General features: G+C 73.4%; 23 protein-coding genes, 1 tRNA gene, 1 pseudogene and 1 riboswitch. Of the genes and pseudogenes, 17 read left to right on the top strand and 8 right to left on the bottom strand.

Annotation, left to right across the window (positions count from 1 at the left end):
* Together K313_RS0112605 and K313_RS0112600 are read right to left on the bottom strand one after the other, a co-directional pair.
* The coding region (locus tag K313_RS0112605) for an acetyl-CoA carboxylase carboxyltransferase subunit beta (protein WP_029211910.1) at window positions 1-974 on the bottom strand (974 nt) is incomplete at its 3' end.
* A gap of 49 nt (window positions 975-1023) precedes the next feature.
* Window positions 1024-3330, bottom strand: a complete 2307-nt coding sequence (locus K313_RS0112600; RefSeq protein WP_029211909.1) for a helicase-associated domain-containing protein — start codon at window positions 3328-3330, stop codon at window positions 1024-1026.
* A gap of 250 nt (window positions 3331-3580) precedes the next feature.
* Between K313_RS0112600 and K313_RS0112595 the strand changes: the two genes are divergently transcribed.
* From K313_RS0112595 to K313_RS24805, 4 genes are all read left to right on the top strand, one after another.
* A complete protein-coding gene (locus K313_RS0112595; RefSeq protein ID WP_029211908.1) occupies window positions 3581-5209 on the top strand; it encodes an AMP-binding protein in 1629 nt (542 codons plus the stop codon).
* Window positions 5210-5230: 21 nt separating this feature from the next.
* Window positions 5231-6169, top strand: coding sequence for an aldose 1-epimerase family protein (locus tag K313_RS0112590; RefSeq protein WP_029211907.1), 939 nt, complete (start codon window positions 5231-5233; stop codon window positions 6167-6169).
* A 105-nt stretch (window positions 6170-6274) separates the two neighbouring features.
* Window positions 6275-6673: a cold-shock protein gene (locus K313_RS0112585; protein WP_029211906.1), complete on the top strand. Its 399-nt coding sequence runs from the start codon at window positions 6275-6277 to the stop codon at window positions 6671-6673.
* Window positions 6674-6676: 3 nt separating this feature from the next.
* Window positions 6677-7909 (top strand): DUF3027 domain-containing protein, encoded by a 1233-nt coding sequence (locus tag K313_RS24805; protein ID WP_029211905.1) that lies wholly within the window; start codon window positions 6677-6679, stop codon window positions 7907-7909.
* Window positions 7910-8110: 201 nt separating this feature from the next.
* Here K313_RS24805 and K313_RS21040 read toward each other — a convergent pair whose 3' ends face one another.
* Window positions 8111-8353: a DUF2530 domain-containing protein gene (locus K313_RS21040; protein WP_019284327.1), complete on the bottom strand. Its 243-nt coding sequence runs from the start codon at window positions 8351-8353 to the stop codon at window positions 8111-8113.
* Window positions 8350-9282 (bottom strand): MFS transporter, encoded by a 933-nt coding sequence (locus K313_RS0112570; RefSeq protein ID WP_169516840.1) that lies wholly within the window; start codon window positions 9280-9282, stop codon window positions 8350-8352. The genes K313_RS21040 and K313_RS0112570 overlap by 4 nt, the downstream gene beginning before the upstream one ends.
* Before the next feature lie 131 nt (window positions 9283-9413).
* On the opposite strand from K313_RS0112570, the gene K313_RS0112565 reads away from it, so the two are divergent.
* From K313_RS0112565 to K313_RS0112535, 8 genes and pseudogenes are all read left to right on the top strand, one after another.
* On the top strand, window positions 9414-10910 hold the full coding sequence (locus K313_RS0112565; protein ID WP_029211903.1) for an NCS2 family permease: 1497 nt from the start codon (window positions 9414-9416) through the stop codon (window positions 10908-10910).
* Between the two features lie 276 nt (window positions 10911-11186).
* Window positions 11187-11840 (top strand): deoxyribose-phosphate aldolase, encoded by a 654-nt coding sequence (gene deoC / locus K313_RS0112560; protein WP_029211902.1) that lies wholly within the window; start codon window positions 11187-11189, stop codon window positions 11838-11840.
* Window positions 11841-12003: 163 nt separating this feature from the next.
* Window positions 12004-12957 (top strand): annotated as a pseudogene (locus K313_RS21035) (sensor domain-containing protein); the annotation flags it as partial.
* Window positions 12858-13343, top strand: coding sequence for a sensor histidine kinase (locus K313_RS24895; protein ID WP_420804910.1), 486 nt, complete (start codon window positions 12858-12860; stop codon window positions 13341-13343). The pseudogene K313_RS21035 and the gene K313_RS24895, both read left to right, overlap by 100 nt.
* Window positions 13340-13975, top strand: coding sequence for a response regulator (locus tag K313_RS0112550; protein ID WP_476692350.1), 636 nt, complete (start codon window positions 13340-13342; stop codon window positions 13973-13975). Before K313_RS24895 ends, K313_RS0112550 begins: the two co-directional genes overlap by 4 nt.
* A 55-nt stretch (window positions 13976-14030) precedes the next feature.
* Complete coding sequence (gene soxR / locus K313_RS0112545; protein ID WP_029211900.1) at window positions 14031-14480, top strand: redox-sensitive transcriptional activator SoxR; 450 nt, start codon at window positions 14031-14033, stop codon at window positions 14478-14480.
* Window positions 14481-14547: 67 nt separating this feature from the next.
* Entirely contained in the window at window positions 14548-14997 is a 450-nt protein-coding gene (locus K313_RS0112540) for a MarR family winged helix-turn-helix transcriptional regulator (protein ID WP_029211899.1), read from the top strand.
* Window positions 14994-16292, top strand: coding sequence for an MFS transporter (locus K313_RS0112535; RefSeq protein WP_029211898.1), 1299 nt, complete (start codon window positions 14994-14996; stop codon window positions 16290-16292). Before K313_RS0112540 ends, K313_RS0112535 begins: the two co-directional genes overlap by 4 nt.
* A gap of 156 nt (window positions 16293-16448) precedes the next feature.
* On the opposite strand, the gene serC is transcribed toward K313_RS0112535, so the two are convergent.
* From serC to K313_RS0112515, 3 genes are all read right to left on the bottom strand, one after another.
* Window positions 16449-17570 carry a phosphoserine transaminase gene (gene serC / locus K313_RS0112525; RefSeq protein ID WP_029211897.1) on the bottom strand — a complete coding sequence of 374 codons (1122 nt, stop codon included), beginning with the start codon at window positions 17568-17570 and terminating at the stop codon, window positions 16449-16451.
* Between the two features lie 188 nt (window positions 17571-17758).
* On the bottom strand, window positions 17759-18850 hold the full coding sequence (locus tag K313_RS0112520; RefSeq protein ID WP_029211896.1) for a citrate synthase 2: 1092 nt from the start codon (window positions 18848-18850) through the stop codon (window positions 17759-17761).
* Complete coding sequence (locus K313_RS0112515) at window positions 18843-19217, bottom strand: hypothetical protein (protein ID WP_029211895.1); 375 nt, start codon at window positions 19215-19217, stop codon at window positions 18843-18845. The genes K313_RS0112520 and K313_RS0112515 overlap by 8 nt, the downstream gene beginning before the upstream one ends.
* Window positions 19218-19265: 48 nt before the next feature.
* On the opposite strand from K313_RS0112515, the gene K313_RS0112510 reads away from it, so the two are divergent.
* The 3 genes from K313_RS0112510 (at window position 19266) to K313_RS22470 (ending at window position 21998) form a co-directional block, all read left to right on the top strand.
* Window positions 19266-20015 (top strand): pyridoxine/pyridoxamine 5'-phosphate oxidase, encoded by a 750-nt coding sequence (locus K313_RS0112510; protein WP_029211894.1) that lies wholly within the window; start codon window positions 19266-19268, stop codon window positions 20013-20015.
* A 92-nt stretch (window positions 20016-20107) separates the two neighbouring features.
* A complete protein-coding gene (locus K313_RS0112505) occupies window positions 20108-20818 on the top strand; it encodes an iron-dependent transcriptional repressor DtxR (protein WP_029211893.1) in 711 nt (236 codons plus the stop codon).
* A gap of 179 nt (window positions 20819-20997) precedes the next feature.
* A riboswitch (cyclic di-AMP (ydaO/yuaA leader) is annotated at window positions 20998-21143 on the top strand.
* Window positions 21144-21998 carry a C40 family peptidase gene (locus K313_RS22470; protein ID WP_029211892.1) on the top strand — a complete coding sequence of 285 codons (855 nt, stop codon included), beginning with the start codon at window positions 21144-21146 and terminating at the stop codon, window positions 21996-21998.
* 545 nt (window positions 21999-22543) lie between these two features.
* Here the strand turns inward: K313_RS22470 and K313_RS0112495 are convergent.
* Window positions 22544-22619: transfer RNA gene (locus tag K313_RS0112495), tRNA-Arg, on the bottom strand.
* A 331-nt stretch (window positions 22620-22950) separates the two neighbouring features.
* Here K313_RS0112495 and K313_RS0112490 point away from each other — a divergent pair.
* Both K313_RS0112490 and K313_RS23085 read left to right on the top strand, forming a co-directional pair.
* Window positions 22951-26580, top strand: a complete 3630-nt coding sequence (locus tag K313_RS0112490; protein WP_029211891.1) for an AAA domain-containing protein — start codon at window positions 22951-22953, stop codon at window positions 26578-26580.
* A complete protein-coding gene (locus K313_RS23085) occupies window positions 26577-26861 on the top strand; it encodes a hypothetical protein (protein WP_084412806.1) in 285 nt (94 codons plus the stop codon). The genes K313_RS0112490 and K313_RS23085 overlap by 4 nt, the downstream gene beginning before the upstream one ends.
* Window positions 26862-26925 lie beyond the last annotated feature (64 nt).

Here is a 26925-nt window from a genome sequence, read left to right as displayed (position 1 = left end):
TCGCCGGTCCCGGAGAGCGGGAGGACCTCGTCCGCGGCATACCGGAGAAGCTCTCGGACGCCCGGACGACGAGGTGAGCGGGTGATCTCGACGGACGCCCAGACCTGGCTGGACTCCGTCGGGGCGGGCCAGGCCGGCCCCTCCCCACCAGGATCGTGAGCGTTTCGTCCAAGATTCTTGGAGGATTCGCTCACGATCTCGGGGGCTGCGGGGGCTGCGGGGGCTGCGGGGGCTGCGGGGGCTGCGGGGGCTGCGGGGGCTGCGGGGGCTGCGGGGGTGGTGGCCGCGTCGCGGCGGTGGGGGTGCAGCAGGCGCAGCACCCGTGCGGCGACGGTCGCGAGCTCCTCGGACGGGACGACGGCGTCGATCACGCCCTTGTCGACGAGGTTCTCGGCGAGCTGCACGCCCGCGGGGAACGGTTCACCGTTGAGCGCCTCGTAGACCTTGGGCCCGAGGAAGCCGACCAGCGCACCGGGCTCGGCGACGGTCACGTGGCCCAGCGACCCCCACGAGGCGAAGACGCCGCCGGTGGTGGGGTGCCGCAGGTAGACGAGGTAGGGCAGGGCCGCGGCCTTGTGGTCGACGATGGCCCGCGAGATCGTCACCATCTCGACGAACGCCGGCGTGCCCTCCTGCATGCGGGTGCCGCCCGAGGCGGGCGCGGCCACGAGCGGCAGCCGCTCGGCGGTCGCTCGCCGCACGGCCGCCGTGATCCGGGCCGCTGTGGCCGCGCCGATCGAGCCCCCGAGGAACCGGAACTCGCCCACGACGACCGCCACCGGGAGCCCGTCGATCAGTCCGCGGCCGGTGAGCACCGCCTCGTCGACCCCGCTGCGCTCGGTCGCGGCGTCGAGCTCGGCGGCGTACTCGGAGGAGATCCCGGCGCGGTCGGGCGGGGTGTCCCACGAGACGAAGCTGCCGGGCTCGACAACGAGGTCGATCAGCTCGAGGGCCCCGGGGCGCTGGGGCGTCATGGAAGATCCTTCGGGGGAGGAGGGGTGCGTGCCCGCGACGATAGCCAGGTCAGGCCTCGGACACACCCGTGATGCGGTGGAGCGTGAGAATCCTCTCGACGTTGCTCGTCCCCGCGGTGCCGTAGACGCGCCCACCCTCAACCCGCCGCGGGTGGAAGAGCAGCGTCGTGGCGCCGCCGTCGGGCCCGACGTGGCTGAGCCGCACGGGACGGCGGTCGGCGACGGCCTCGCGCAGGACGCCCAGCACCACCGCGGGGTCCGTGCCGCCCTGCGACGGGTCGCCGTCGGCCCGTGCGTCGACCCCGGCCTGCCCGGCGCGGAGCAGGGCGACCAGGTTCTCGGCATACGGGCGGTCGACGACGCTGGTGAGGGTCGAGGCCGGTGGGCGCCGACGAGGAGGTGTCCGGCGGGCCGACCCGGCGGGGACCGCGACGACGCCGTCGGCGGTCTCCGCGGCGGGCGCGAGGCCGTGGTCGCGCAGGGTCGCGAGCAGGACGACGCCGCTGACCGGGCTGACGAGCACCGTCGGGGCGATGCGACGCAGGCGCAGCGGGGCGAGGGCCGGGGCGGCCAGGATCGCGTCGAGGGTCACGGGGTCCTCGCTGCGCACGTATGACGCCGCCGCCGCCACCCGGAGCTGGCCGTGGCGCCGGGTGACGTCGTTGACGAGATAGGTGAGCGGCTGGGGCACAGGCGTGGAGCTGGCTTCGGCGAGGGCGTCGAGGAGCTGCTCGGCGGTCCAGCCGGCGTCGAGGGCCCGGCGCACGGACGCCTCGGTGAAGCGGTGGACGGTGGCCCCGCCCCGCGACTCGACGTCCGCGGCGAGGCGCAGCAGCCGGGCCAACGCGCCCTCGACGCGGCCGGGAGCGACCGCGGTGAGGTCGGCCTGCAGCAGGATCTCCTCGACGGGGGCCGGCAGGTGGGCGTGCATGGCCTCGGCCGCCGAGCCGACGTCGGGAGGGGTGGAGGCCACGAGGGTGCGGCCCGCGGCACCCAGGGCACCCCGGCCCGTGACGCCGAGCCACTCGGCCTCGCGGACGACCGCCTCGACGACCTCCTCGAGGTCGGCGACCCGACGCAGCGGCCGGCGCCAGCGCATCCGCTCGACGAGCCCGTCGACGGTGGGCGCGGACCAGGCCGGCAGCTGGGCGAGGTCGGCGAGGACGTCCTGGCGGAGCCCGCGGACCGGCGGCCAGTGGGCGTCGGACGAGAGGGCGTTGATCGGCGAACCTCCGCGCTCCGCAGGCGAACCCACGAGGTGCGCGGCACGGGTCGAGCGCAGCCACGCGTCGGCCAGCACGGCCCAGCGAGCGGGCGGCGACTGCTGCAGCCAGTCGTCGTAGGCTGGCGTCGGCGCCCACACCGGGTCGAGCGCGCCGTCGTCGGCGAGCAGCCCCGCGGCGTGCGCCACCTCCACGACGAACGCCACCCGCTCGACCGGCAGGTCCAGCGTCGACGCCAGGGCGCGCAGGTCGCGGACGGCCAGTCCGCCGGCGCGCAGGACGCGCGGCGGGCGCTCACCCCACCGGGTCGCCGTCTCGTCGACGAGACCCAGCAGCTCGCCTGCCGCGCCACCAGCCGCGAGGTCGACGACGGTGGCCGAGCGGGTCGTGAGGGCGACCTGCGGGGGGTGCAGCGCGACGTCCTGGAGCAGCCGCCCGCCGCGCAGGTGCAGGGCGACCTCGCGCGGCAGCACCAGCTCGCCCTCGCCGTGGGGGTGCAGCAGGCCGCGGTCGGTCAGCCAGTCGAGCGCCTGCCCGGCCGCACCGCTCGGCTGGCCGCTCGGCTGCCGCGCCACGACGCCGCTGGACCACGTGAGGCGGTCGAGGACGGCACGAGCGGCCTCCGGCGCCTCGGCCAGCACCGCGTCCAGCGAGGCGGGCGTGGCGAGGGCGTCCCGCGTGGTGCCGCGCAGCGTCGCGAGGGAGGGGCCGAGGCCTCCGGGGCGCGGTCCGAGCAGCTCCGCCACCGTGCGGGCGACGGTGATGCGGTCGGCGGATCGCCATACGAGAGCGAGGGACTCGAGACGGGACAGGATCTCGACCAGGGTTTGGGAGTTGGAGCCGGAGCCGGAGCCGCGGTCGGTCCCCAGCCAGGTGGCCGCCTGGTCGACGTCGGCGGGGGAGCCGGTGGCGAGCAGGGCCTCGAGGACCTGCAGGTGCGCGGTGTCCAGGCCCTCGAGCGCGCGCTGCGTCGAGGCCCGGGTGCCGGAGCGGGCGGCGAGGGCGGTGATGTCGGTCGGCGCCGGACGGGCGAGGTCGGGGCGGGCCACGAGCAGCGCGACGAGCTCGTCGTCCGAGCGGCCGCGGAGGTCGTCGGCGAGGCTGCGGGCGCGGGGCGCGTCGAGGCGGGGCATCACCGTCCAACGTTAAGACCTGCCGCGGGCAGGTACATCGACCTGGGGAACGAGGGCCGGTCGATGAGTCCGCCGGGGGCGGGTCTGTCGTCGAGGTCGGGCGGATGTGCCTACCTGAGGCGGTCACATCGACCTGGCGTGCGAGGTCGGGCGGATGTGCCTACCTGAGGTAGACCGCTGGTAGCGCGCGGCGCACCGTTCGGCGCGCCATCCCTTGCCGCCACCGGCGCGGCGCACGAGACTGCGAGCCATGACGGCAACGACGCTCTCGTACACCTCCGGCATCTCCGACACCCCGCTCCTCGGCGAGACCATCGGGCACAACCTCGAGCGGACGGTCGCGCGGGTCGGCGACCGGCTGGCCCTCGTGGACGTGCCCAGCGGGCGGCGGTGGACGTATGCCGAGCTGGACGCCGCCGTCGACGAGGTCGCCAAGGGCCTGATCGCCGCAGGGCTCGAGCACGGGGACCGCGTGGGCATCTGGTCGCCGAGCTGCCCGGAGTGGACGATCGTGCAGTACGCCACCGCCAAGGCCGGCGTGGTGCTCGTCAACATCAACCCGGCCTATCGCGCCCACGAGCTCGAGTACGTCGTCAAGCAGTCCGGCATGCGCATGGTCGTGAGCGCGGTGTCCTACAAGACCTCGACCTACCAGCAGATGCTCGAGTCCATCCGGCACGACTGCCCGGACCTGGAGCGCGTCGCCTACCTCGGCGAGCAGTCCTGGGAGGACCTGCGGGCCGGGGGTGCCGCCGTCAGCGACGAGGACCTGGACGCGCGGATGGCAGAGCTCTCCGCCGACGACCCGATCAACATCCAGTACACCTCGGGCACCACGGGCTTCCCCAAGGGCGCGACCCTGTCCCACCACAACATCCTCAACAACGGCTTCTTCGTCGGCGAGATGATCCGCTACACCGAGCAGGACGTGGTCTGCATCCCGGTGCCCTTCTACCACTGCTTCGGCATGGTCATGGGCAACCTGGCGTGCACCTCCCACGGCGCGGCGATGGTCATCCCGGCGCCGACCTTCGACCCCGTCGCGACCCTGGAGGCGGTGTCCCAGGAAGGCTGCACCAGCCTCTACGGCGTCCCCACGATGTTCATCGCCGAGCTCGGGCTGCCGGACGTCGACCGCTACGACCTGTCGACGCTGCGCACGGGGATCATGGCCGGCTCACCCTGCCCGGTCGAGGTCATGAAGAAGGTCATCGACCGGATGAACATGGCCGAGGTCGCCATCAACTACGGCATGACCGAGACCTCGCCGGTGTCCACCTCCACCCGCACCGAGGACGACCTGCGCCGCCGCACCGAGACGGTCGGCCGCGTCATGCCGCACCTCGAGGTCAAGGTCGTCGACCCCGCAACGGGTCGCACCGTGCCGCGCGGCGAGACGGGCGAGCTGTGCACCCGCGGCTACTCGGTGATGCTGGGCTACTGGGGACAGCCGGACAAAACCGCCGAGGCGATCGACGCCGCCCGCTGGATGCACACGGGCGACCTCGCGACGATGGACGAGGACGGCTACTGCGCCATCGTGGGCCGGATCAAGGACATGGTCATCCGCGGCGGCGAGAACGTCTATCCCCGCGAGATCGAGGAGTTCCTCTACACCCACCCCGACATCGCGGACGTGCAGGTGATCGGCGTCCCCGACAAGAAGTTCGGCGAGGAGCTCATGGCCTGGATCATCATGCGCGAGGGCGTGCCCGCGCTGACCGTGGACGGCGTCCGCGAGTTCTGCACCGGACAGCTCGCGCACTACAAGATCCCGCGCTACGTGCACATCACCGACAGCTTCCCGATGACGGTGACCGGCAAGATCCGCAAGGTCGAGATGCGCGACCGGGCGGCCGAGCTCATCGAGCAGGGCTGATCGGCGCCTAGGGTGGCGGGCATGAGTGACCAGGTGCTGCCGAGCGGCGAGCAGTGGACCATCCGGCACGGCGAGCACGAGGTCGTGGTCACCGAGGTGGGGGCGACCCTGCGGTCCTACACGTATGCCGGACGGCCCGTGATCGTCGGGTCGCCGCAGGACGCGCCGGCCCTGCACGCGCGGGGGACCGTGCTGATCCCGTGGGTCAACCGCATCCGCGACGGGCAGTACACCTTCGACGGCACCGAGCGGCAGCTCGCCCTGTCCGAGCCCGCCCGGCACAACGCGCTGCACGGCCTGGTGCAGTGGCTGCCGTGGTCGCCCGTCCGCGTGGAGGACGACCGGGTGACCCTGCGCGCACGCCTGCACCCGCAGCAGGGCTGGGACTGGACCCTGGACCTGCAGCTCGACTACCACCTCGACGACGACGGCCTGACCGTCACGCCCACCGTCACCAACGTCGGCGACACCACCGCGCCGCTCGGCGTGGGGGCGCATCCCTACCTGACGGTGGGGGAGGACCGGGTGGACGACCTCGAGATCCGGTGCCCCGCTGCGTCATACGTCGCCGTCGACCCCGACCGGCTCCTCCTGGCCGACGACACCGTGGCCGCCAGCCTGCGTCCCGTCGAGGGCACGTCCCAGGACCTGCGCGACGCCGTCGTCGGCGACCGCGACCTCGACACCGCGATGACCGGTCTCACCGCGGACGACGACGGCCGGTGGCGCATCACCATCGCCCACGGCGGCCGCAGCACGACCCTGTGGGCCGACGCCGACGCCTTCCCCTGGACGCAGGTCTACACCGGGCACGACCTCCCCGAGGGCTACGCGCGCACGAGCGGCCTGGCGGTCGAGCCCCTCACGGCGGCACCCGACGCGTTCCGCACCGGCGAGGACGTCGTCCGGCTCGGTCCGGGCCACGCGTGGTCGGCCTCGTGGGGCCTGACGCCTCGCTGAACCGTTAGCCTGGTGGGCAGGGCGCGTGCCCCGAGAGATCCACGTGCCCTGACGCCGACCCCGCACACGGGCCGGCCCACGACGAGATCGACACGAGGTGGACCAGTGCCAACGGGCAAGGTCAAGTGGTACGACACGGACAAGGGCTTCGGCTTCCTGGCCGACGACGAGGGCGGGGACGTCTTCGTCCACGCCAACGCCCTGCCCGAGGGGACGACCACCCTCAAGCCCGGCACCCGCGTGGAGTTCGGGATCATGGACGGCCGGCGCGGGGCCCAGGCCCTGTCGCTCACGATCCTCGACCAGGCCCCCTCGGTGACGCGCAAGCTCCACGAGAAGAAGCGCAAGCCCGCCGACGAAATGGTCGAGATCGTCGAGGACACCATCAAGCTCCTCGACGGCGTCTCGATGCAGCTGCGCAAGGGGCGCTACCCCGACGCGGCCGGGTCCACCAAGCTCGCCGCCGCCCTGCGGGCCATCGCCGACAACTTCGACGGGAGCTGACCGATGGCCACCATCAAGCCCGACACGACGCTGACCGCGGCGGTCGACCTCGCGCGCGCCGCCGCCGAGAGCATCGCCGAGGCGGGGGCCGTGGGCGACCACCTGGCCGTCGTCATGGACGGCGAGCGGGTGGCCACGCACCAGTTCGCCTGCCTGTCAGCGGGATACCCCGACTGGCGGTGGTCCGTCACCGTCACCCGCGTCTCCCGGTCCAAGCACGTCACCGTCTCCGAGACGCACCTGCTGCCCAGCGACACCAGCATCGTCTCCCCGGCCTGGCTGCCGTATGCCGAGCGCATCGCCCCCGGCGACCTCGGCCCCGGCGACATCAACCCGTACGTCGAGGAGGACCCCAACCTCGAGTACGGCTTCGAGGCGACCGGGGACGAGGACGTCGACCGGATGGCCCAGTGGGAGCTGGGTCTCGGCCGCAAGCGCGTGCTGTCCGCCGAGGGCCGCGAGGACGCCGCCCAGCGCTGGTACGACGGCGACAACGGCCCCACCGCCGAGGTCGCCGTCAAGGCACCCGAGCGCTGCTCGTCCTGCGGCTACTTCCTGCCGATGGCCGGTGCGCTGCGCCGGTCCTTCGGGGTGTGCGCCAACGCGTGGTCACCGTCGGATGGCCGCGTCGTCGCCCTCGACCACGGCTGCGGCGCGCACAGCGAGGTCGACATGCCGACCAACGACCCCCGCCCGCTCGACCCGCCCGTGGTCGACGACCTGGCGGTGGACCTCGAGGTCGCGCCGGCCGTCGAGCTGACGCTGGCCGAGAGCGCCGAGAGCGCCACGAGCACGGACGAGGCGCCGACCGCCTCCGACGTCGCGTCGAGCACCGACGTTGCCGGTGACAGCGCAGCCGAGGTGCAGCCGGAAGCGCAGGCCGCTCCCGAGACCGACTCGTCCGAGAGCGCCAGCAGCGCTCTGGAGACGGCGTCGCTACCCGACGCCGAGCCCCCCGCCGCCGAGCCCGGGGCCGCGGAGTCGCCCGCCCCCGAGCCCGAGGTCGCGAGCGAGGCCACAGCGTCGGCGGCCGCCGCCGACGGTGTTCCGGAGCCGGAGCCGGAGCCGGAGCCGGAGCCGGAGCTCGAGCCCGAGGTCAAGGCCCCCGCCCCTCGCCGTGGTCGGCGCGGGTCGCGTCGCGCCGCCGGCGCCCCCGCGGGTCCGGCGACGCCGCGCACCGACCCGGCGACCGACGCCGCCGCCCAGCGGGTGGCCGAGCTCGCCGGCGACGCCTGAGCAGACCCGCGACACGGGCCGTCACCCCGGCCGCACGTGGGTCGCAGGGTCTCTTCCCCGCAACCAAGTGCTGCACATCGAAGCGACCTCGCGAGAGGGTCTGTTGCGGCACAACGGAACTCGGCAAGCGCCTCGGCCGATGTGCAGCAGTTGTGCACCCGGGCGACGCCCGAGCGCTGGGCGGACTCCGGCGCGTCGCCGTCAGGCGCCCTTGTCGGCGCCGCGCCCGCTCCTGACGTAGGCCAGGCCGAGCACGCCGAGCGCGATCCCCGTCACGCAGGCCCACGGCCACCAGGCGCGCCCGTCGAGGTGCAGCGACGGCACGACCAGCACGACGAGCAGGGCCACGACCCACAGCCAGGTGCCGAGCGCCACCACGCGATCGGTGCGCACGCGCATCGCCGGCACGGTGGTCGGGTCGATCGGGGGCCGCTGGTCGGTCACCCCTGCAGGCTAGCGCCCGGGCCCGTGCTCGAGGGGGACGGGCCCGACGGGGACGTGCCCGAGGGGGACATCGACGAGGTGGTGGCTCGGGCGTGGTGCTCGTGCGACTCCGGGGTCCGGGCAAAGCGCAGCGCCCCGCCGAGCAGCAGCACCGCGGACAGCACCAGCCCGGGCCAGTAGCTCCCGTCCGGGGCGCGCAGCGCGTAGAGCAGCGCGACGTAGACCACGGCCGCCTGCCCGCACAGCTGGACCAGGCCGTTGGACGTGCCCTCCGGCGTCGGCCAGGTGACCTCGGCGGCATACTGCATGCCGATCGGCATCAGGCTCACCAGGCAGAACCCGAGCAGGAAGGCCGCGCCGAGCAGCCCCGCGAGGGAGCTCGCGAGGGCGACCCCGACGACGGCGGGAGCGGCGAGCGCGAGCCCCGCCACGAGGAAGGGCACCCGCCGGTCGAGGCGATCCGACCAGGCCGACAACGAGACCGACCCGATGACCCCGCCGAGCAGCATGGCGGCACCGACGTTGCCGGCGTCGGTCGCCGAGAAGCCCCGCGGGGCAACGATGTCCGCGACCCACTGCGTGATCCCCTTGAAGACGCCCATCCCGATGAAGATCGCCAGCAGGTAGCGCCGGAACGGCCCCACCGACAGGGCGTGCCGCATCCCGTGGGTCTCGAGCTCGCGCTCGGTGAGGTCGACCGGGACGCCGGCGGGGCGGTCGGTCACGAGCAGGGGATAGGCGATGCCGGCGACCAGCGCCGCCATACCGATCCCGAGCTGCAGCGGCCCGATGACGCCGGGACCGTGCGCGTCGACGAGGGCCGTCGGCAGGACCATCCCGATGGCGGTGCCGACCAGGTTGGCGAGGGTGACCAGACCGATCGCGGTCGCGCGCTCGCGCCTCGGGAACCAGCGCGGCGCCACCGACACGTGACCCGCGGGTAACTGTGCGGCGAGGCCGCCTGACGCGCAAGGCATGCCCGGCCCGCGTCACCCGGGTGCCTGACCGACTGGTGGCGGGGGCGCGGACGGCATACGGCCCGCCGGTAGGATCCGGGGACATGACGCAGGCCCCCTCCCGCCGCCCCCGCAACGCGCCGCCCGCCAGCGGGCTCGACCGCTACTTCCGCATCACCGAGCGTGGCTCGTCCGTCGGCCAGGAGGTGCGCGGCGGGATCGTCACGTTCTTCACGATGGCCTACATCGTGGTGCTCAACCCCCTGATCATCGGCACCGTCCCGGACTCCACGGGCGGCTTCCTCGGCGGGGGAGACCCGGACCGGGCGCGCATGCTCGTGGCCGCCGGCACCGCGCTGGTCGCCGGGCTCATGACGATCCTCATGGGCGTCGTGGCCAACTTCCCGCTGGCCCTCGCGACGGGGCTGGGGCTCAACGCCTTCCTGGCCTACGGCGTGGCCAAGATGCCGCAGATGACCTGGGCCGACGCGATGGGCCTGATCGTCCTCGAGGGCATCATCATCCTGGTGCTCGTGCTGACGGGCTTCCGCAAGGCCGTCTTCCACGCGATCCCCGCGCAGCTCAAGACGGCGATCTCGGTCGGCATCGGTCTGTTCATCACCCTCATCGGCCTGATCGACGCGGGCTTCGTGCGCAAGCCGGCCGGCCCGACCCCGGTCGAGCTGGGCATCGGCGGCTTCCTCAACGGGTGGCCGCTGCTGACCTTCGTGGTCGGGCTGTTCCTGATCATCGCGCTGATGGTCAACCACGTGAAGGGCGCCATCCTCTACGGCATCGCCGGGGCCACCGTGCTCGCGATCGTGCTGGAGGCGGTGCTGCACATCGGCTCGCAGACCGGTCCGGGCGGCAAGATCGTCAACCCCACCGGGTGGGGCCTCAACGTCCCCACCCTCCCCTCGAACCCCTTCGCCCTCCCGGACTTCTCGCTGGTCGGTGACTTCAACCTGCTCGGGTCGTTCAGCAAGATCGGGTTCGTGTCGGCCGCGCTGCTGATCTTCACCCTGCTGCTCGCCGACTTCTTCGACACGATGGGCACGATGGTCGCCATCGGCGGCGAGGCGGGCCTGCTCGACGAGGAGGGCAACCCGCCCAGCTCCCAGCGCATCCTGGTCGTGGACTCCGTCGCCGCCATCGCAGGCGGCATGGGCTCGGTCAGCTCCAACACGTCCTACATCGAGTCGGCCGCGGGTGTCGGCGAGGGCGCTCGCACCGGACTCGCGTCCGTCGTCACCGGCATCATGTTCCTGCTGGCGACCTTCCTGTCACCGCTGGTCGCGGTCGTTCCCTACGAGGCCGCGACCCCGGCGCTGATCGTGGTGGGCTTCCTGATGATGCAGCAGGTCACCGGCATCGACTGGGACGACATGGAGATCGCCATCCCGGCCTTCCTCACCATCGTCCTGATGCCCTTCTCCTACTCCATCTCGGTCGGCATCGGCGCGGGCTTCGTGGCCTACGTCGTCGTCAAGATCGCCCGCCGCAAGGCCCGTGAGATCCACCCGCTGCTGTGGATCGTGGCCGCGCTGTTCGTCCTCTACTTCTGCATCACGCCGGTCAAGACGGCCCTCGGCGTCGCCTGAGCCCCGCGCTCACCGGGTCCGCGCCGCCGCCCCCTCCGCTTCCGCCCCGCCCCGCCGCCCCCTCCGGGCGCCATTGGTCACCACTGATCTTTTGGAACGTTCATATCGCCTCCGGGACGCGATTGGTGACCAATGGCGTGTGAGCGGTGAGCGGTGAGCGGGGTGGGCGACGTGAGCGGTGGGCGACGAGCGGGGTGGGCGCCGATGGGGTGGCGCGGAGACGGGGTGGCGGGCGGGTCGGCATACCTGCTCACCTCTCCCACTAGGGTGAGCCGTATGACGCAGCTGACTCGCTCCCAGGTCGCGCAGATGGTGGACCACACCCTGCTCAAGCCCGAGGCCACCGCCGACGACGTCCGCGAGCTCGTGGCCGACGGCGAGCGGCTCGGGGTCTACTCCGTGTGCGTCTCGCCGTCGATGCTGCCGCTGTCGACCTCCGTGGCGGTGGCCGTGGTGTGCGGCTTCCCCAGCGGCAAGCACACGTCCGCGGTCAAGGCTGCGGAGGCTGCCGAGTCCGTGCGTCTCGGTGCCGCAGAGGTGGACATGGTCATCGACGTGGGTGCGGCCGTGGCGGGAGACTTCGACGCGGTCGAGCGTGACATCGCCGCCGTCCGCGAGGCCACCCGCGGCGCCGTGCTCAAGGTCATCATCGAGTCCGCAGCCCTGACCGACGAGCAGGTCGTGGGGGCCTGCCAGGCTGCCGAGGCGGCCGGCGCGGACTACGTCAAGACGTCGACCGGGTTCCACCCCAGCGGTGGCGCCTCGGCGCACGCCGTCCGGATCATGCGCGAGACCGTCGGCGACCGGCTCGGCGTCAAGGCGTCCGGCGGCATCCGCACCGCCGAGGCGGCGCGCGAGATGATCGAGGCGGGGGCCTCGCGCCTCGGCCTGTCGGGCACCGCGGCCGTCCTCTACGGCTTCCCGGAGTAGCGAGCCGGACGTCGGGCCAGCCCGACTGAGCCGGACGTCGGGCCAGCCCGGCTGAGCCGGACGTCGGGCTAGCCCGGCTGAACCGGACGTCGGGCTAGCCCGACACATAGGACGCCAGGCAGCGGGATGGGGCTCTGACCAGGGGGTTCGTAGCGTGGACGACATGACGACAGACACCTCACCTGCTCGCCGCGAGACGTCGCCCAGCACGTCCGCCACGTCCACCACCTCCACCACGTCCACCTCGCAGACCTGGACCTGGTCGCCGACCCGGCTCATCGCCGACAGTGCCTACCTGCTGGTGGGCTTCCCGCTCTATCTCGCCGCCTTCATCCCGATCGTCGTCCTGCTCGCCGTGGGCGGCGCGACCATGATCCTGGCGGTGGGGGTGCCAGTGGTGATCGCCGGGCTCGTCCTCGCGCAGGGCACGGCCGCCGTCGAGCGGGCCCTGCAGCGGTCGCTCCTCGGCGCCAGGCTCCCCGAGCCCGTTGTGGTGGCCCACCCCCGCGACCCGGGCGTCGTCGGACAGGTCACCTCGCTGTTCCGCGACCGGCAGCGGTGGGGCGACGCGGTGTTCTCGCTGCTGGCGTGGGCACCCACCTGCGTCTTCTGGTCGGTGGCGCTCTCCTGGTGGGTGACGATCCTGGCCGGGCTGTCGTATCCCGCCTGGCAGCGCTACCTGCCCGAGGACCAGCTGGGTGACGGCATGGCCACGTGGCTCAACCTGCCGGACGAGTACTGGGCTCACGCCCTATGCAACGTCGCGCTCGGCCTGATGCTGCTGGCCCTGGCGCCGATCGCGATGCGGGGCCTATCTCGTGCCCAGGCCGGCGTCAACGGCTGGCTCCTCGAGGCGCCGACCCGGACCTTGCGGCTGGAGCAGGCCCATCGCCGGCAGCTCGCCGACACCCGCGAGGGCGAGCTGGGCTCGCTTCAGCGGCTCGAGCGGGACATCCACGACGGCGCGCAGCAGCGGCTCGTCCGGCTGCAGATGGACCTCGCGCGGGCCGAGCGGCAGTGGGACCGCGCCCCCGAGGCCGCTCGCGGCCTGCTCGCCTCGGCCACCGAGCAGGCGCACGGTGCCCTCGACGACCTGCGGGCCGCCACCCGGGGCATCGCGCCGCCCGTCCTGCTCGACCGCGGCCTGGCCGCCGCCCTGGGGAGGAGCTCGCCGGCCGCGCCGCCATCCCCACCCGCCTCAGCGTGGACGTGCCGCGGGTCAACCTCGGCTACGAGACCGCGCTCTACTTCTGCGTCACCGAGGCCCTCGCCAACGCCGCGAAGCACGCGAGCGCCACCCGCGTCGACGTCCGCGTCCACGTGGACGGCCCCTGGGTCGTGGCGGAGGTCGAGGACGACGGCGTCGGGGGTGCGCACCTCGGCAAGGGCACCGGCCTCGCGGGCCTGGACCGGCGCCTGGCAGGTCTCGGGGGCCACCTGACGGTGACCTCGCCGCAGGGCGGGCCCACCGTCATACGGGCGGAGGTGCCGTGCGTGTCGTGATCGGAGACGACTCCGTGCTGCTGCGCGAGGGTCTGCAGCTCCTGCTCGCCGACGACGGCCACGAGGTGGTGGCCACCGTCGGCGACGGTCCGTCGTGGGTCGCGGCCATGCACGAGCACCGGCCCGACCTGGGGATCGTCGACGTCCGTATGCCGCCGACCCACACCGACGAGGGGCTGCGCGCAGCGGTCGAGGTGCGGCGATCCTGGCCCGGCGCAGCGGTGTTCGTCCTGTCGCAGTACGTCGAGCGGTCGTACGCCGACGACCTGCTCGCCAGCGGCACCGGAGGCGTCGGCTACCTGCTCAAGGACCGGGTCAGCGACATCGACGGCTTCCTCGGGGCGCTGGATCAAGTGCGGGCCGGCTCCACGGTCATCGATCCGCAGGTGGTGAGGCAGCTCATGGCACGACCTGGCGGACCCGGGCCGCTCGCCCAGCTGACGCCGCGCGAGCGTGAGGTGCTGGGCCTGATGGCCGAGGGCTGCACCAACGCCGCCGTCGCCGCCCGGCTCGTCGTGACCGAGGGAGCCGTCGAGAAGCACACCCAGCGGATCTTCGCCAAGCTCGGGCTCGGCCCGGACGACGGCCAGCACCGGCGGGTGGCTGCGGTCCTGACCTTCCTGCGCGGCTGACCGGCATGGTCCATGATCGTGGTCCGGGGACGTCGAGCCGGGTCGAGGTGAGGACATGCTGAGGACGCACGACCTGATGCAGATCGGCGAGGTCGCGCGCCGCAGCGGCCTGGCACCGTCGGCGCTGCGGCACTACGAGACCCTGGGGCTGATCGCGAGCACCCGCACGGCGGGGGACCGGCGGCTCTACCAACGGTCGGTGCTGCGGCGGCTGGCCGTCGTGCGGGCCGGTCAGCGGGTGGGGCTGACCCTGGAGGAGATCCGGGCGTCCTTCGGGTCTCTGGCGCCGGACAAGGCGCCGACCCGGCAGCAGTGGGCGCGCATTTCGAGGTCGTGGGCACCCTCGCTGGACCGGCGGATCCGCGAGCTCGAGCAGGTGCGTGACAACCTCGCCGGCTGCATTGGGTGCGGGTGCCTGTCGATGCGGCAGTGCTCGCTCTACAACCCGCAGGACACCCTCGGCGAGGGTGGGGGACAGGGCGCGCAGCGGCTGCTGCCGCAGTAGGGCTGGCTAGGGAATCAACGACGACAGGTCATCGTTAGCCAAGGTAATGAACTAGGCTAAGGAAACGATGACCCAGGACACCCTCACCGATCACCCCGCCGAGGCCGACGACCTCGCCCACCTCGCCAACGACCTGCGCCTCGCGTGCCAGCGCATCAGCCGCCGCATCCGCTACGAGGGCACCCACGACGTCGCGCCCCACCAGGCCAGCGTCCTCTTCCGGCTCGAGACCCCGCGCACGCCAGGGGAGCTCGCCGAGATCGAGCGCGTCAGCGCCCCCAGCATGACCCGCACCGTCGGGTGCCTCGTCGACGCCGGCCTGGTCCGTCGTGACCCGCACCCCACCGACGGCCGCCAGGTGGTCGTGTCGCTCACCGCCGAGGGCGAGTCGCTGGCCCAGGCGATCCGTCGCCGCCGCGACTCGTGGATGGCCAGCCGGCTCGAGGGGCTGAGCCCCGAGCAGCGTGCCGTCCTCGCCGAGGCCGCCCCGCTGCTGCTGGAGGTGGCCGGACGATGAGTGCCACCTTCGCCTCGCTGCGCGTCCCCAACTACCGCACCTACTTCTTCGGCGGGCTCGTCTCCAACGTCGGCACCTGGATGGGCCGCGTCGCCCAGGACTGGCTCGTCCTCACCCAGCTGACCGACCACTCGGCGTCGGCGCTCGGCGTCGTGACCGGCCTGCAGTTCGCGCCGGTGGTGCTCCTGGCCCCGTGGGCCGGGGCCGCCGCCGACCGCTTCCCCAAGCGCACCATCCTGCTGTGCACCCAGGCCGCCCTCGGCATCACCGCCGCGCTGACCTGGCTCCTGGTCGTGACCGGCAGCGCCGAGCTGTGGATGATCTATCTGCTCGCGCTCGCCCAGGGCGCCGCCGCGGCGCTCGACAACCCGACGCGGCAGGCATTCGCCTCCGAGCTCGTCGGTCCCGACCTGATCGGCAACGCCGTCGGCCTCAACAGCGCGTCGTTCAACGCCGCCCGCCTGATCGGCCCCGCCGTCGCCGGCGTCGTCATCGGCGCCTGGGGCACGGGACCCGCGTTCGGCGTCAACGCCCTGTCCTTCGCGGCGGTCATCCTCAGCCTGACCCGGCTGCGCGTCGCCGAGCTCCACCCGGCGCCCCTGCGACGGGGCGGCGGCGCCATACGGGAGGGGATCGGCTATGTCCGGCGACGACCGGACATCATGCTGCTCATGTTCATCGTGTTCATGCTCGGCACCTTCGGCATGAACTTTCAGCTCACGATGGCGCTCATGGCCACCACGGTGTTCGGACGCGGCGCCGAGGAGTACGGCCTGCTCGGCTCGATCATGGCCATCGGCTCGCTGTCGGCGGCCCTGCTGTCGGCCCGTCGGGCCCAGCCGCGGCTGCGCGTGCTGCTGCTCGCGCTCGGCGGCTTCACCCTCGCCAGTGCCGCGGCTGCCGCCGCCCCGACGTATGTCGCCTTCGCCCTCCTGCTGATCCCGTGCGGGCTGACCGCGCTCACCGTCATGACGACCGCCAACGCGTCGGTGCAGCTGTCCGTCGACCCGGAGATGCGGGGTCGCGTGATGGCGCTCTACATGGCGATCTTCATGGGCGGCACGCCGCTCGGGGCGCCGTTCATCGGCTGGGTCGGCGACACCTTCGGCGCCCGCTGGACGATCGGCGTCGGGGCCGTGGCCACCGGGATCGCGTGCATCGCGGCCGTGGCCTACATCATGGTGTCGGACGGCGTGCGGCTGCGTCGTCGCCCCGGGAGCCGGCGGCTCGAGGTCGTGCACCCCGAGCAGCTCGAGCCCCACGTCCACGACCTGGCCGAGGTGGTGACCCGATGACCCCGCGCTTCCGCCGCGTGGCGACGCTGATCGTGATCGCCGTGTGCCTGGCCCTGGCGGCCTACGGCTCGCTGGTCCGCTGAGCCCGGTCGGTCCGGTGAGACCCGCCGGTCCGCTGAGCCCCGCCGCTCCTCCCGGACCCGTCGGGCGCTCCCGTCAGAGGCGCTCGACGACGTGCTCGATCGCGCGCATGAGGATCTCGACGTCGTCCGGCTCGACCGCCGGGAACATCGCGATCCGCAGCTGGTTGCGCCCGAGCTTGCGGTAGGGGTCGGTGTCGACGATCCCGTTGGCGCGCAGCACCGCTGACACGCGGGCGGCGTCGACGGTCTCGTCCAGGTCGATGGTGCCGACGACCTGCGAACGGGCGGCCGGGTCCGCCACGAACGGCGTCGCCCACGGCGTGCGCTCGGCCCACGCGTAGAGCCGCGAGGAGCTGTCGGCAGTGCGTCCCGCGGCCCACGGCAGGCCGCCCTGCGCGAGGAACCACCGGACCTGCTCCTCCATCATGGCGATGGTCGCGAGGGCGGGGGTGTTGTAGGTCTGGTCCTTGCGCGAGCTCTCGATCGCGGTCGTCAGCGACAGCGAGGCGGGGATCCACCGGTCGGTGGTGGCCAGCTCGTGGGCACGCTCGACCGCGCGGGGGGACAGCACCGCCACCCACAGCCCACCGTCCGAGCCGAAGGACTTCTGCGGGGCGAAGTAGTAGACGTCGGCCTGGGACACGTCGACCGGAAGCCCGCCGGCGCCGGACGTGGCGTCGACCAGCACGAGCGCGTCGTCGTCCGCCCCCGCCACGCGCTCGACGGGCAGCATCACGCCGGTGGAGGTCTCGTTGTGGGGCCAGGCATAGACGTCGACGCCGGCCTCGGCCGCCGCCGCCGTGCGCGTGCCCGGGGCGGACTCGCGCACCAACGGCTCCGCCAGGTGGGGAGCCTCCCGCGTGACCTGCGCGAACTTGCTGGAGAACTCGCCGACCACCACGTGCTGCGCCCGCTCGCGGACCAGGCCGCACGCGGCGACGTCCCAGAACGCCGTCGACCCGCCGTTGCCCAGCACCACCTCGTAGCCCTCGGGCAGCGCGAACAGCTCCGCCAGCCCCCGACGCAGCGAGCCCACCACGTCGCGGACGGGCGCCTGGCGGTGGGAGGTCCCGAGCCAGGTGGTGGCACCGGCGACGAGCCGCTGGACCTGCGCCGCGCGCACCTTGCTCGGTCCGGAGCCGAAGCGCCCGTCGGAGGGCAGCAGGTCGGAGGGCAGCAGGATCTCGGAGGTCACCTGCTCATCCTCCCAGCCGTATGCCGGGAGCGCGGCGAGCCCGCCGCGATCCGGACGGGCCCGTCAGGGGCGGCGCTCGGTCGAGTGGGGACGTTTGTGCCCGGATCCCGAGCATTTTGGTCCCCGTTGTTCCGCGTCCGGGTCGAGGGGGCGGCGCTCGTGGTGCGGTGGAGGCCGACGGTCGAGGGTCAGGCGGCGTCGCCGGTCCGACCGACGTCGGCGAGGCGTCGTGGGGGCGGTCCGGCATACCGGGCCGTGGGCCTGATCATGCGGCGGGCCCGCTGCTGCTCGAGCACGTGGGCCGACCAGCCCGCGGTGCGCCCGCACACGAACATCGGGGTGACGATCGGGGCCGGGACTTCGGCGAGGTCGAGCAGGACGGCCGCCCAGAACTCCACGTTGGTCGCGATCACGCGGTGGGGGTTGCGCTCGGCGAGCGCCGCCAGGGCCGTGGCCTCGAGCTCGCACGCGGCGGCGTATCGCGGGGCGCCGAGTCGTCGGCAGGTGGCCCTGAGGACGTCGGCGCGAGGGTCGGTGCCGCGATAGACGCTGTGACCGAAGCCCATGATCCGGCCGCCCTCGCCGAGGACCTGGTCGACGATCTGCGCGGCGGGCACGCCGGCCTCGACGTCCTCGAGCATCCACATGACCCGGCGTGGCGCGCCGCCGTGCAGGGGGCCGCTCATGGCCCCGACGGCTCCGGACAGGCAGGCCGCCGCGTCGGCGCCCGTGGAGGCGATGACCCGGGCGGTCAGGGCGGAGGGGTTGAGACCGTGCTCGGCCACGGTGACCCAGTAGCTGTCGATCGCCGCCACGTGCAGCGGGTCGGGGTCGCCGCGCCACCGGATCAGGAACCTCTCCGCGATCGAGCGACCGCGGTCGACCTCGCGCTGAGGGACGGCGGGCCGGTCCTCGCCCCGCGCGGACTGGGCGATGAAGGACATGGCCATCACCGACGCCCGGGCGAGGTCCTCGCGGGCCTGCGTCGCGTCGATGTCGAGCAGCGGGAGGAAGCCCCAGACGGGGGCGAGCTGGGCGAGGGCGCTCTGCACGTCGACCCGCACGTCACCGGTGCGCACCGGCAGCGGGAAGGGCTCGGCGGGCGGCAGGCCGGGGTGCAGCGCCTCGTCGACGAGCAGCCCCCACACCTGCTCGAACGGCACGTGGCCGACGAGCTCGCGCAGGTCGACCCCGCGATAGCGCAGGATCCCGCTGTCGCGATCGGCCTCCGCGATCTCGGTGACGAAGTCGGCTGTGCCGCCCACCTCGCGGTCACCCACCCGTGCGCTTGACCCGCGGCGTCATACGGCGTCTGGGGGCCGGGCGGACCCGCTTGTCGAGGTCGTACCCCTCGATCAGGGCCTGCAACGTCTTCTTCTTGCTCGTGGGGTGCGACGCGACGGGCGTGTCCCCGTTGAACACGACGAAGAGCCGCTGGTCCCCGTCGAAGACGGTGAGCACCGAGCCGTCGACGAGGTGGTGGGCGTGCTCGAGGGCGCGCCGGCGAGCGTTGCTGCGCGCCACCTGCCGCTCGGCGAGCTCGCGCGCGGGCTCCTTGCCGTGCTTGACCGCCTCGTAGACGATCGGGCCGTACTTGACGCCGAGCTTGACCAGGTTGTTGACGGCGCCGACCTTGCCTCGTGCCATGACGGACCTCCTCAGGACGCGGTGACCGGGTCAGCCTAGTCTCGGGGTATGACGCAGAACGACGTGACCGACCCGCGGGTGACGGGCGAGCAGGGCGACGACGCCCGCGGCGCGGGGGTGCAGGGCATCCGGCGGGTCGACTACGCCGGCACGGGTCTGGACGAGGCGACGCTGGGGGACAGCCCCTGGTCGCTCGCGTCGACCTGGCTCGCGGAGGCCGTCGCCCACGACGCGTCCAGCGGCGGGCACACCGAGCCCGACTGCCTCGACCTGGCCACGGTCGGCGCGGACGGCCTCCCGGACGTGCGTCCCGTCCTGATGAAGTTCTTCACGCCCGCCGGCCCGGGGTTCATCACCGACAGCGGCTCCACCAAGGCGCGCCAGATCGGCGAGCAGCCGCGGGTGGCGGCGACGCTGCGCTGGTCCGCGCTCTACCGCGTCATCAGGTTCCGGGGTCGGGCGGTGCCGCTGGACGGGGACGAGCTCGAGGGCTACTGGCGCACCCGACCCTGGGGCTCGCAGGTCAGCGCCTGGGCGTCCGAGCAGTCCTCGCCGGTCGACGGCCGGGAGGAGCTGCAGCGGCGGTATGCCGAGCAGGCCGCCCGCTTCACCCGTGACGGTGAGGAGGCCGAGATCCCGATGCCGCCGTCCTTCTGCGGCTGGCGGATCGCGTGCGACCAGATCGAGTTCTGGGCCGGTCAGCCGTCGCGCCTGCACGACCGCATCGCCTACGAGCGGGTGGGGGAGGGCGACCTCGACGACGCCGCGTCCTGGCGGCGGCACCGCAAGATGCCCTGATCTGCCCGATCCTGCCCGTCCTCGTGCCGGGCGGCGCTGCGTCGTGCGCGGCGCAAAGCAATTCCACAGGCGCGCGTGGCACGCTTGACCCCGTGACTGACCTGATCGACACGACCGAGATGTACCTCCGCACGATCTACGAGCTGGAGGAAGAGGGCGTGAAGCCCCTGCGCGCCCGCATCGCCGAGCGACTCGGTCACGCCGGGCCGACGGTCTCCCAGACGGTCGCCCGCATGGAGCGGGACGGTCTCCTTCACGTGGCCGGCAGCCGCGAGATCGAGCTGTCCGCCGACGGTCGGCTGCGGGCGATGCGCGTGATGCGCAAGCACCGCCTCGCCGAGCGCCTGCTCCTCGACGTGATCGGCCTGGAGTGGGAGCACGTCCACGACGAGGCCTGCCGCTGGGAGCACGTGATGAGCGAGCGGGTCGAGCGCAAGATCCTCGGCCTCATCGGCGACGACCACGTCTCGCCGTACGGCAACCCCATCCCCGGTCTGGACGAGCTGGGGTCGGTCGGCACGGACGGCAAGGACCCCGGACTGGTCCCGCTGCACTCCGTCGTGGATGGTTCCGTGACCTCCGTCACAGTCACGGTCCGACGGATCGGCGAGCCGGTGCAGGTGGATCACGAGGCTCTCGGCCTGCTGACGGCCGCTGGAGCGCTGCCCGGTGGCCGGGTTCGGGTGACCTCGGAGGGCGACCGGGTGATCGTCGTGGGCGTGAATTCCACTGACTCGCAGGGGGTTTCGCTCCCCGTGGATGTCGCGAGCCATGTGTTCGTGGACACCGTCACGTCCGACTGAGAGTGGTTATCGCACGCATTTGTGTCCGGTGCGGGCACTAGCAGCCGTACCCACGGAGGGCGCCTGTGATTCACCTGCCTGTGATCTGAACGTGACAATCCCGGGGGTGTCCGTTACCTTTTTTCACGGCCCTTCTCCCCCTGGAGGGGCTGCAGCAGGAGACGCCGAGTCCTGTCACTTCTGCTGTTCTGCTTATTTCCGCTGACAGGAGCGGGGGACCCACCTTGGCGCGCAAGCGTCCCGGGGTGAAGCCACGAGAGTGGCCGGGCCATACCTTTCCGCCCGAACCCGACAGCTAACTTCGTAGGCGTTCGAGAGGTCAACTGTGTCCATTCGCACCCCCGGTCGGCACCGCGCTGCCGACGTCACGTCCGCCAGTCTCCTGATCAAGGCGGCCAAGCACGCCGCCGCCCCGGCCACCAAGGTCGCGGGTGTCGTCGCCGCCACCGGTGGCATGGTCATCGCCGCGTCGATGCCCGCCACGGCCGCCCCGGCCGCTGCCGCTGCTCCGGTCAGCGTCGCTGCCCCCTCCGTCGCCGCCGTCGGCCAGCTCGGCCGCGTCTCGCTCGCCGGGGTCAAGAAGTCCAAGCTCAAGAAGGTCCGCGGCACCGTCAAGAAGCGCACTGCCGTCAAGCGCAAGAAGTCCACGGTCAAGCGCAAGCGCTACACGGTCAAGCGCAAGCGCTACACGACCAAGCGCAAGTACACCCGCACCTCGCGCACCTACCGTCGCACCGCGGTGCGTCGCGTGAACCGCACCTACACCCGCGCCTCCCGCACGGCCGTCCGTCGCACCGTTGCGCGCAAGGTCGTCAAGAAGGCCGCGAACCCGGCTCCCCGCGCCGTCGCGGGTGGTGGCGTGCTCCGCACCGCCGCCAGCCTGTCCGGCATCTACTACCGCTGGGGTGGCACCACCACGTCCGGCTTCGACTGCTCGGGCTTCACGAGCTATGTCTTCCGCGCCAACGGCAAGTCCCTGCCGCGCACCGCTGCCGCTCAGCAGCGCGCGACGCGTCGCGTGTCCAGCCCCCAGCCCGGCGACCTCGTGTTCTTCGGCTCCCCGGCCTACCACGTGGGCATCTACGCCGGCGGCGGCATGATGTACGACTCGCCGCGCACCGGCCGCACCACCGGCCTGCACAAGGTCTGGAGCGCCAAGGTCAGCTACGGTCGCGCCTGATCGGTCTGATCTCTCGAAGCACCACGCGACGCCCCCTCCGCCTCGGCGGTGGGGGCGTCGTCGTGCTGTCCAGCCGCTGTGCTGGGGACCGATCCCCCCGGTCGGTCCTGTGCGGCCCCTGCTGCTCAGCACCCTGAGCTGGTGCCGGAGGTGCCGGGCCACGCTGCGTCCCCCTCGCGCAGCGTGCCCGGCCCCTGCCGTGCACGCTCCAGTCTGCCGATCGCAAGCCCCCGGCGCATCAGCCTTTGGTCGGGATCTGATTGCGACCCAGGTCGTATGTCGAACCGCCCGTCTGCCGGAGCCGCCGGCCGCGCCGGTGCCCTCCCGCCGGCCGGTCGCGCCAGAGTGGTCACAGAACCGACACCAGATCAGGCCAGACGTCGCACCTGTGACCACTCTGACCTCGGCCTGAATAGCGAGAGGTCACACAGGGCTCCCCAGCCCGTCCAGACGGAGTCACTCCCGCCCTCTCAGCGCGGCGGAGCGCCCGCGGGGTCACCTCTCGACGGCGTCGTCGAGGGGGTGGGTTCGGCGTGCCATCAGGATGGTGCCCCCGGCTGGAATCGAACCAGCGACACCCGCTTTAGGAGAGCGGTGCTCTATCCCCTGAGCTACGAGGGCGGGGGTGGCGGCTGCGCCGACCACGGGCACCTATCTTGTCATGGCGGTGGGCGCAGCGATGACAGCGACCGGGGTGGTTCGTCATACGGGCGCGACCGCAGGGTGTGGATCGATCCAACCCGGCGACCGCCGAGATGGACACGGAGGGTGAGATCGGCACCGATCGGGTGTGTCAACAGGGCGAACTTGGGCCGTGGTTACTCGCCAGTCTTGACCTTCAACGATTGATTGCTGATCATTCAACGAGCGGCGCGCATGGTTCCCTCCCCCTGCATCATGCGCGCCGCCACCATGTCCGCCCGGGGCATGCCGGCCTCGCTATCCTTGGCCGGTGACCCCAGCACCGCCCGCCGCCAGCCGCCCCACCGATGCGCAGGACTCGGCGGTCGCGGCCGTCGCCCGCTGGCGGCGCGAGCTCGTCGAGGCCGGCGGACCCAACTCCTTGCTCTGGCGCCCGGCCGACGCGCGCGGGCGGCTCGAGCTGACGCACGGCCACCCGGCGGGGCTCGCGATCTTCCTGTCCGGGCGCGACGCCAAGCTGTCCGACCTGCACCGCGAGCCACGGGCGCTGGCCGAAGCCGTCGTGGCGGCGCGTCGCCTGCGCGCGACCGCCGAGGACCTGTGGGAGCAGCGGGGACTCGCCACCTGCTTCCTGGCTGCCGGTATGGCGACCTGGCAGACCTCCGGCGGGGCCGGGCGAGTGCCCAGCGCCCCCGTCTTCCTGCGTCCGTGCGAGCTGCGCCCCCGCGACCTGGCCCAGACCGACTTCGACCTGGTGGTCAGCCGCACCGTCGAGCTCAACCCGGCGCTGGTCGAGCTGGTCCGGGCCGAGCTGGGGGTGGAGCTCGACGGCCGCGGGCTGGCCGAGTCTTCCTGGGGGCGCAACGGGTTCGACCCCGAATCGGCATATCGCGAGCTGCTCCGTCGGTGCTCGGGACTACCCGGCTTCACCATCGAGCGGCGTCTCGGGGTCGCGCTCCTTCCCTACGCCAAGCTCGGGATGGTCGCCGACCTCGCCGGGACGACGGTGGCCGAGCACCCGGTGGTGCGGGCCCTCGCCGGTGACCCCGCCGCGCTGCGTCCGCCGACCGGCGAGCCCGCGGCCGGAGTGTCCCTGCCGCTGGTCCTGCCGGTCGACGAGCACCAGCGGGCGGCCCTGGACGCCATCGGCGCGGGCGACGACGTCGTGGTGCAGGGTGCACCCGGCACCGGGATGACCCAGGTCGTCGCCGCTGCCGTCGCCGGGCTGGCCGGTCAGGGCCGAAGCGTCCTGCTCGTGTCGCACGCCCGGTCCGCGATCACGGCCGTGCAGGAACGTCTCGCGCAGGCGGGGCTCGACCTCGTCGTCGAGGCGCACGACGGACCCGACCTGCGGCACGAGCACGAGCCGCTCACGGCCGCGACGCCGGCCGAGCCCGTGCAGGCGACGGCCGCGACGACCCGCGACCACCACGCCGTCACCGAGCGGCTGCAGGGACACCTCGTCGCCCTCCACCAGGCCCGACACCCGTGGGGCGTCAGCGCGTTCCAGGCGCAGGGGGCCATGGTCGAGCTGAGCCAGGTCGATCCACCGCCGCGATCTCGCGTCCGGCTCGCCGGCGACGACCTCGCCCACCTCACCCCGCAGCGGCTCGACGTCGCCACCCGTGAGCTGGTGCAGGTCGCCGAGGACGGCGCGTGGCTCACGCATCAGGGCGCCGACCCGTGGCGCGCGGCTCGCATCACCACCCCCGCCGAGGCGGACGCCGCCCTCGCCGCGTGCGAACGGCTCGACGGCGACCGCGGCCTCACCCGCCTGACCAGCCTGGTCGACGCCCTGTGCCGCGAAGTCGGTCTGCCGCACGCGAGCTCGGTGCGGGGCCTGGGCCAGGACCTGGACCTCGTGTCGGGCGTGCGCGCGACCCTCGACGCGTTCGTCCCGGAGGTCTTCGACGCGCCGCTGCCGGAGATGCTGGCGGCCACGTCCACGGCATACCGCACGGAGCACGACGCCGGCGTCGGCCCGTGGCGCCGTCAGGGCCTGCGGCGCGACGCCCGGCGGCTGGTGCGCCCCGGTCCCGGGCCGACCGACCTGCACGACGCGCTCGCGACGGCCCATGACCAGGTCACCCGGTGGCGCGAGCGGGCGGGCGCCGCAAGCCGTCCCACCGTCCCGCACGGGATCGACGAGGCCCGCGCCGCGCACCGCGCCGTGGTCGCCGACCTGGAGGCGCTCGAGCCGGTCCTCGCGACCACCGTCGACGGCGCCGGGTTGCTGGACCTGCCCGTCGAGACGGCTCTCGCCCGCGTGCGCGAGCTCCTGCGCGGACGGCGACGCCTCGCCGTGCTGCCCCTGGTGACCACGACCCTGGACGGGCTGCGGGCCCAGGGGCTGGGGCCGCTCGTCGAGGACCTGGCGGTCCGCCGCGTCCCCGCCGCGCAGGTGGCCTCCGAGGTGCGTCACGTGTGGTGGAGCTCCGTCCTCGACGAGGTGCGCCGCACGGACCCGCACTACGGAGCGCACGACGGCAGCGCCCTCGACGCCGACGCCGCGGGGCTGCGCCGGCTCGACGCCCTGGCCCTGCGCGAACGCGCCGCCGCCGTCGCCACCGCGGTCGGGGACGCCCGCCCCTGCTGGGCGACCAGCCCGCACGAGATCGCGTCCCTCCTGCCCGTCGGCGTGGCCGTGGACACCGTGATCGTGCTCGAGGCGTCCCAGCTGTCCGTGGCGCAGGCCGTGTCGGCCCTCAGCCGTGGCCGGCAGGTCGTCGTCTGCGGCGACCCGCACCAGCTGCCGCCCGGCGACGTCAGCGTCACCGTCCCCGACCCTGCTCGTCGCGGTGACGACGTGCAGGCCGACCAGCGTGCGCCGTCCGTCCTCTCCGAACTCGCCGAGATCCTGCCCGTGCACACCCTCCGGACCGTCCACCGCACCGTCGACGACCGCATCACGGCGGCGCTCGACCGCCGGCTGCACGGCCAGGACCTGGTGGGCGTGCCGGCCGCGTCCACCGCGCCCCGGCTGCAGCTCGAGCTGGTGGACCAGGACGGTATGCCGCAACCGCCCCGCGGCGAGGCCCCCGTCACGACCACGGCCGAGGTGGACCGCGTGGTCCGGCTCGTCCTGGCGCACGCCCGCAGCACCCCCGAGCGCTCGCTGGGGGTCGTCACCTTCCACCCCGCGCACGCGGACGCCATCACGGCAGGCCTGCGGCAGCAGCTGGCGACGCTCGACCGCGGTGACACGTCACGGCGGTTCTTCGAGGGCTCGGCGCGAGAACCGTGGTGGATCAAGCCCGTCGACCAGGTGCAGGGTCAGACCCGCGACGACGTCATCGTCTCCCTCGGCTATGCGCTGGACGAGGCCGGCCAGGCGGGGCACCGGTTCGGCGCCCTGGCTCTGGGGGCGGGGGACCGGCGCGCGGCCCTCGCGGTGACCCGTGCCCGCCACCGGCTCGTCCTCGTCTCCACCGTGTCGGCGGAGCAGCTGCACCAGGCGGGGGCGGGAAGTGCCGGGGTCGAGCTGCTCGCCGAGGTGCTGGACCTGGCTGGCACGCCTGCCGGACCCATCCCCTCACTGGGGGACCTGACCGACCCGGTCACCCGCGAGCTCGCCGGCCGGCTGCGGCTGGCCGGGCTCTCGGTGACCGAGCGCGCGGGTCGTGGCGCCGGCTCCGGCGCCGTCGAGCTGGCCGTCCGGGATCCTCGAGCCGTGCGGGGCGTTGCCGTGGCCGTGGAGTCCGACGGCGCGGACTACGCCACCGGTGCCGGACCGATCGACCGTGACGTCCGACGGCCCGCGCTGCTGCGGTGTGCAGGCTGGGAGCCGCTGCGCGTGTGGACGCCCGACCTGTTCACCGCGCCCGAACGCGTCGTCGCCCGGATCGTCGACGCGGCCCACGGGCGGGCCGAGGGTCTGCGGCGCGGTGAGCGTGGCGCGAGCGACCCGCGCGGCGACGCCTCGGCCGGGTCACCGCGATGACCCGACGCCACCGCCGCGTGGACGCGCCGGGCACGGGGTCCGCCGCGGCCACGCCCTTGGGGGCACCGGAGCCGCGTCTGGGGTCGACCGAGCGTCGCCCGGAGGAGTCCGAGCGCCTGCGCGGCACCCAGCGACGCCCGGGGGAGGCGGGGCCGAGCATGACACCTGCCGCTGGCGAGCCGGCTCCGTCGGGCGCGTCGCCTCGACGCGTGGGCGACGTTCCCCGCGAGGACGAGCGCGACCGGTGGCTGCGGGAGCAGCGTCCCCCGCACTGGGAGTAGGGGCGTCACTGACCATCCCCACGAGCGCACCCCTCGCTGTCGATGCAGTCGTCGGCAGGATGCG

Source organism: Arsenicicoccus bolidensis DSM 15745 (assembly GCF_000426385.1).
Classification (GTDB): domain Bacteria; phylum Actinomycetota; class Actinomycetes; order Actinomycetales; family Dermatophilaceae; genus Arsenicicoccus; species Arsenicicoccus bolidensis.
This window is presented reverse-complemented; position numbering and strand designations above follow the sequence as displayed.

What these genes read in the sequence shown, in the direction of transcription:
- K313_RS0112600 (WP_029211909.1), bottom strand. Translation starts at nt 3,330, where the DNA reads ATGCCCCGCCTCGACGCGCCCCGCGCCCGCAGCCTCGCCGACGACCTC.
- K313_RS0112595 (WP_029211908.1), top strand. Translation starts at nt 3,581, where the DNA reads ATGACGGCAACGACGCTCTCGTACACCTCCGGCATCTCCGACACCCCG.
- K313_RS0112590 (WP_029211907.1), top strand. Translation starts at nt 5,231, where the DNA reads ATGAGTGACCAGGTGCTGCCGAGCGGCGAGCAGTGGACCATCCGGCAC.
- K313_RS24805 (WP_029211905.1), top strand. Translation starts at nt 6,677, where the DNA reads ATGGCCACCATCAAGCCCGACACGACGCTGACCGCGGCGGTCGACCTC.
- K313_RS0112565 (WP_029211903.1), top strand. Translation starts at nt 9,414, where the DNA reads ATGACGCAGGCCCCCTCCCGCCGCCCCCGCAACGCGCCGCCCGCCAGC.
- deoC (WP_029211902.1), top strand. Translation starts at nt 11,187, where the DNA reads ATGACGCAGCTGACTCGCTCCCAGGTCGCGCAGATGGTGGACCACACC.
- soxR (WP_029211900.1), top strand. Translation starts at nt 14,031, where the DNA reads ATGCTGAGGACGCACGACCTGATGCAGATCGGCGAGGTCGCGCGCCGC.
- K313_RS0112540 (WP_029211899.1), top strand. Translation starts at nt 14,548, where the DNA reads ATGACCCAGGACACCCTCACCGATCACCCCGCCGAGGCCGACGACCTC.
- K313_RS0112535 (WP_029211898.1), top strand. Translation starts at nt 14,994, where the DNA reads ATGAGTGCCACCTTCGCCTCGCTGCGCGTCCCCAACTACCGCACCTAC.
- K313_RS0112515 (WP_029211895.1), bottom strand. Translation starts at nt 19,217, where the DNA reads ATGGCACGAGGCAAGGTCGGCGCCGTCAACAACCTGGTCAAGCTCGGC.
- K313_RS0112510 (WP_029211894.1), top strand. Translation starts at nt 19,266, where the DNA reads ATGACGCAGAACGACGTGACCGACCCGCGGGTGACGGGCGAGCAGGGC.
- K313_RS23085 (WP_084412806.1), top strand. Translation starts at nt 26,577, where the DNA reads ATGACCCGACGCCACCGCCGCGTGGACGCGCCGGGCACGGGGTCCGCC.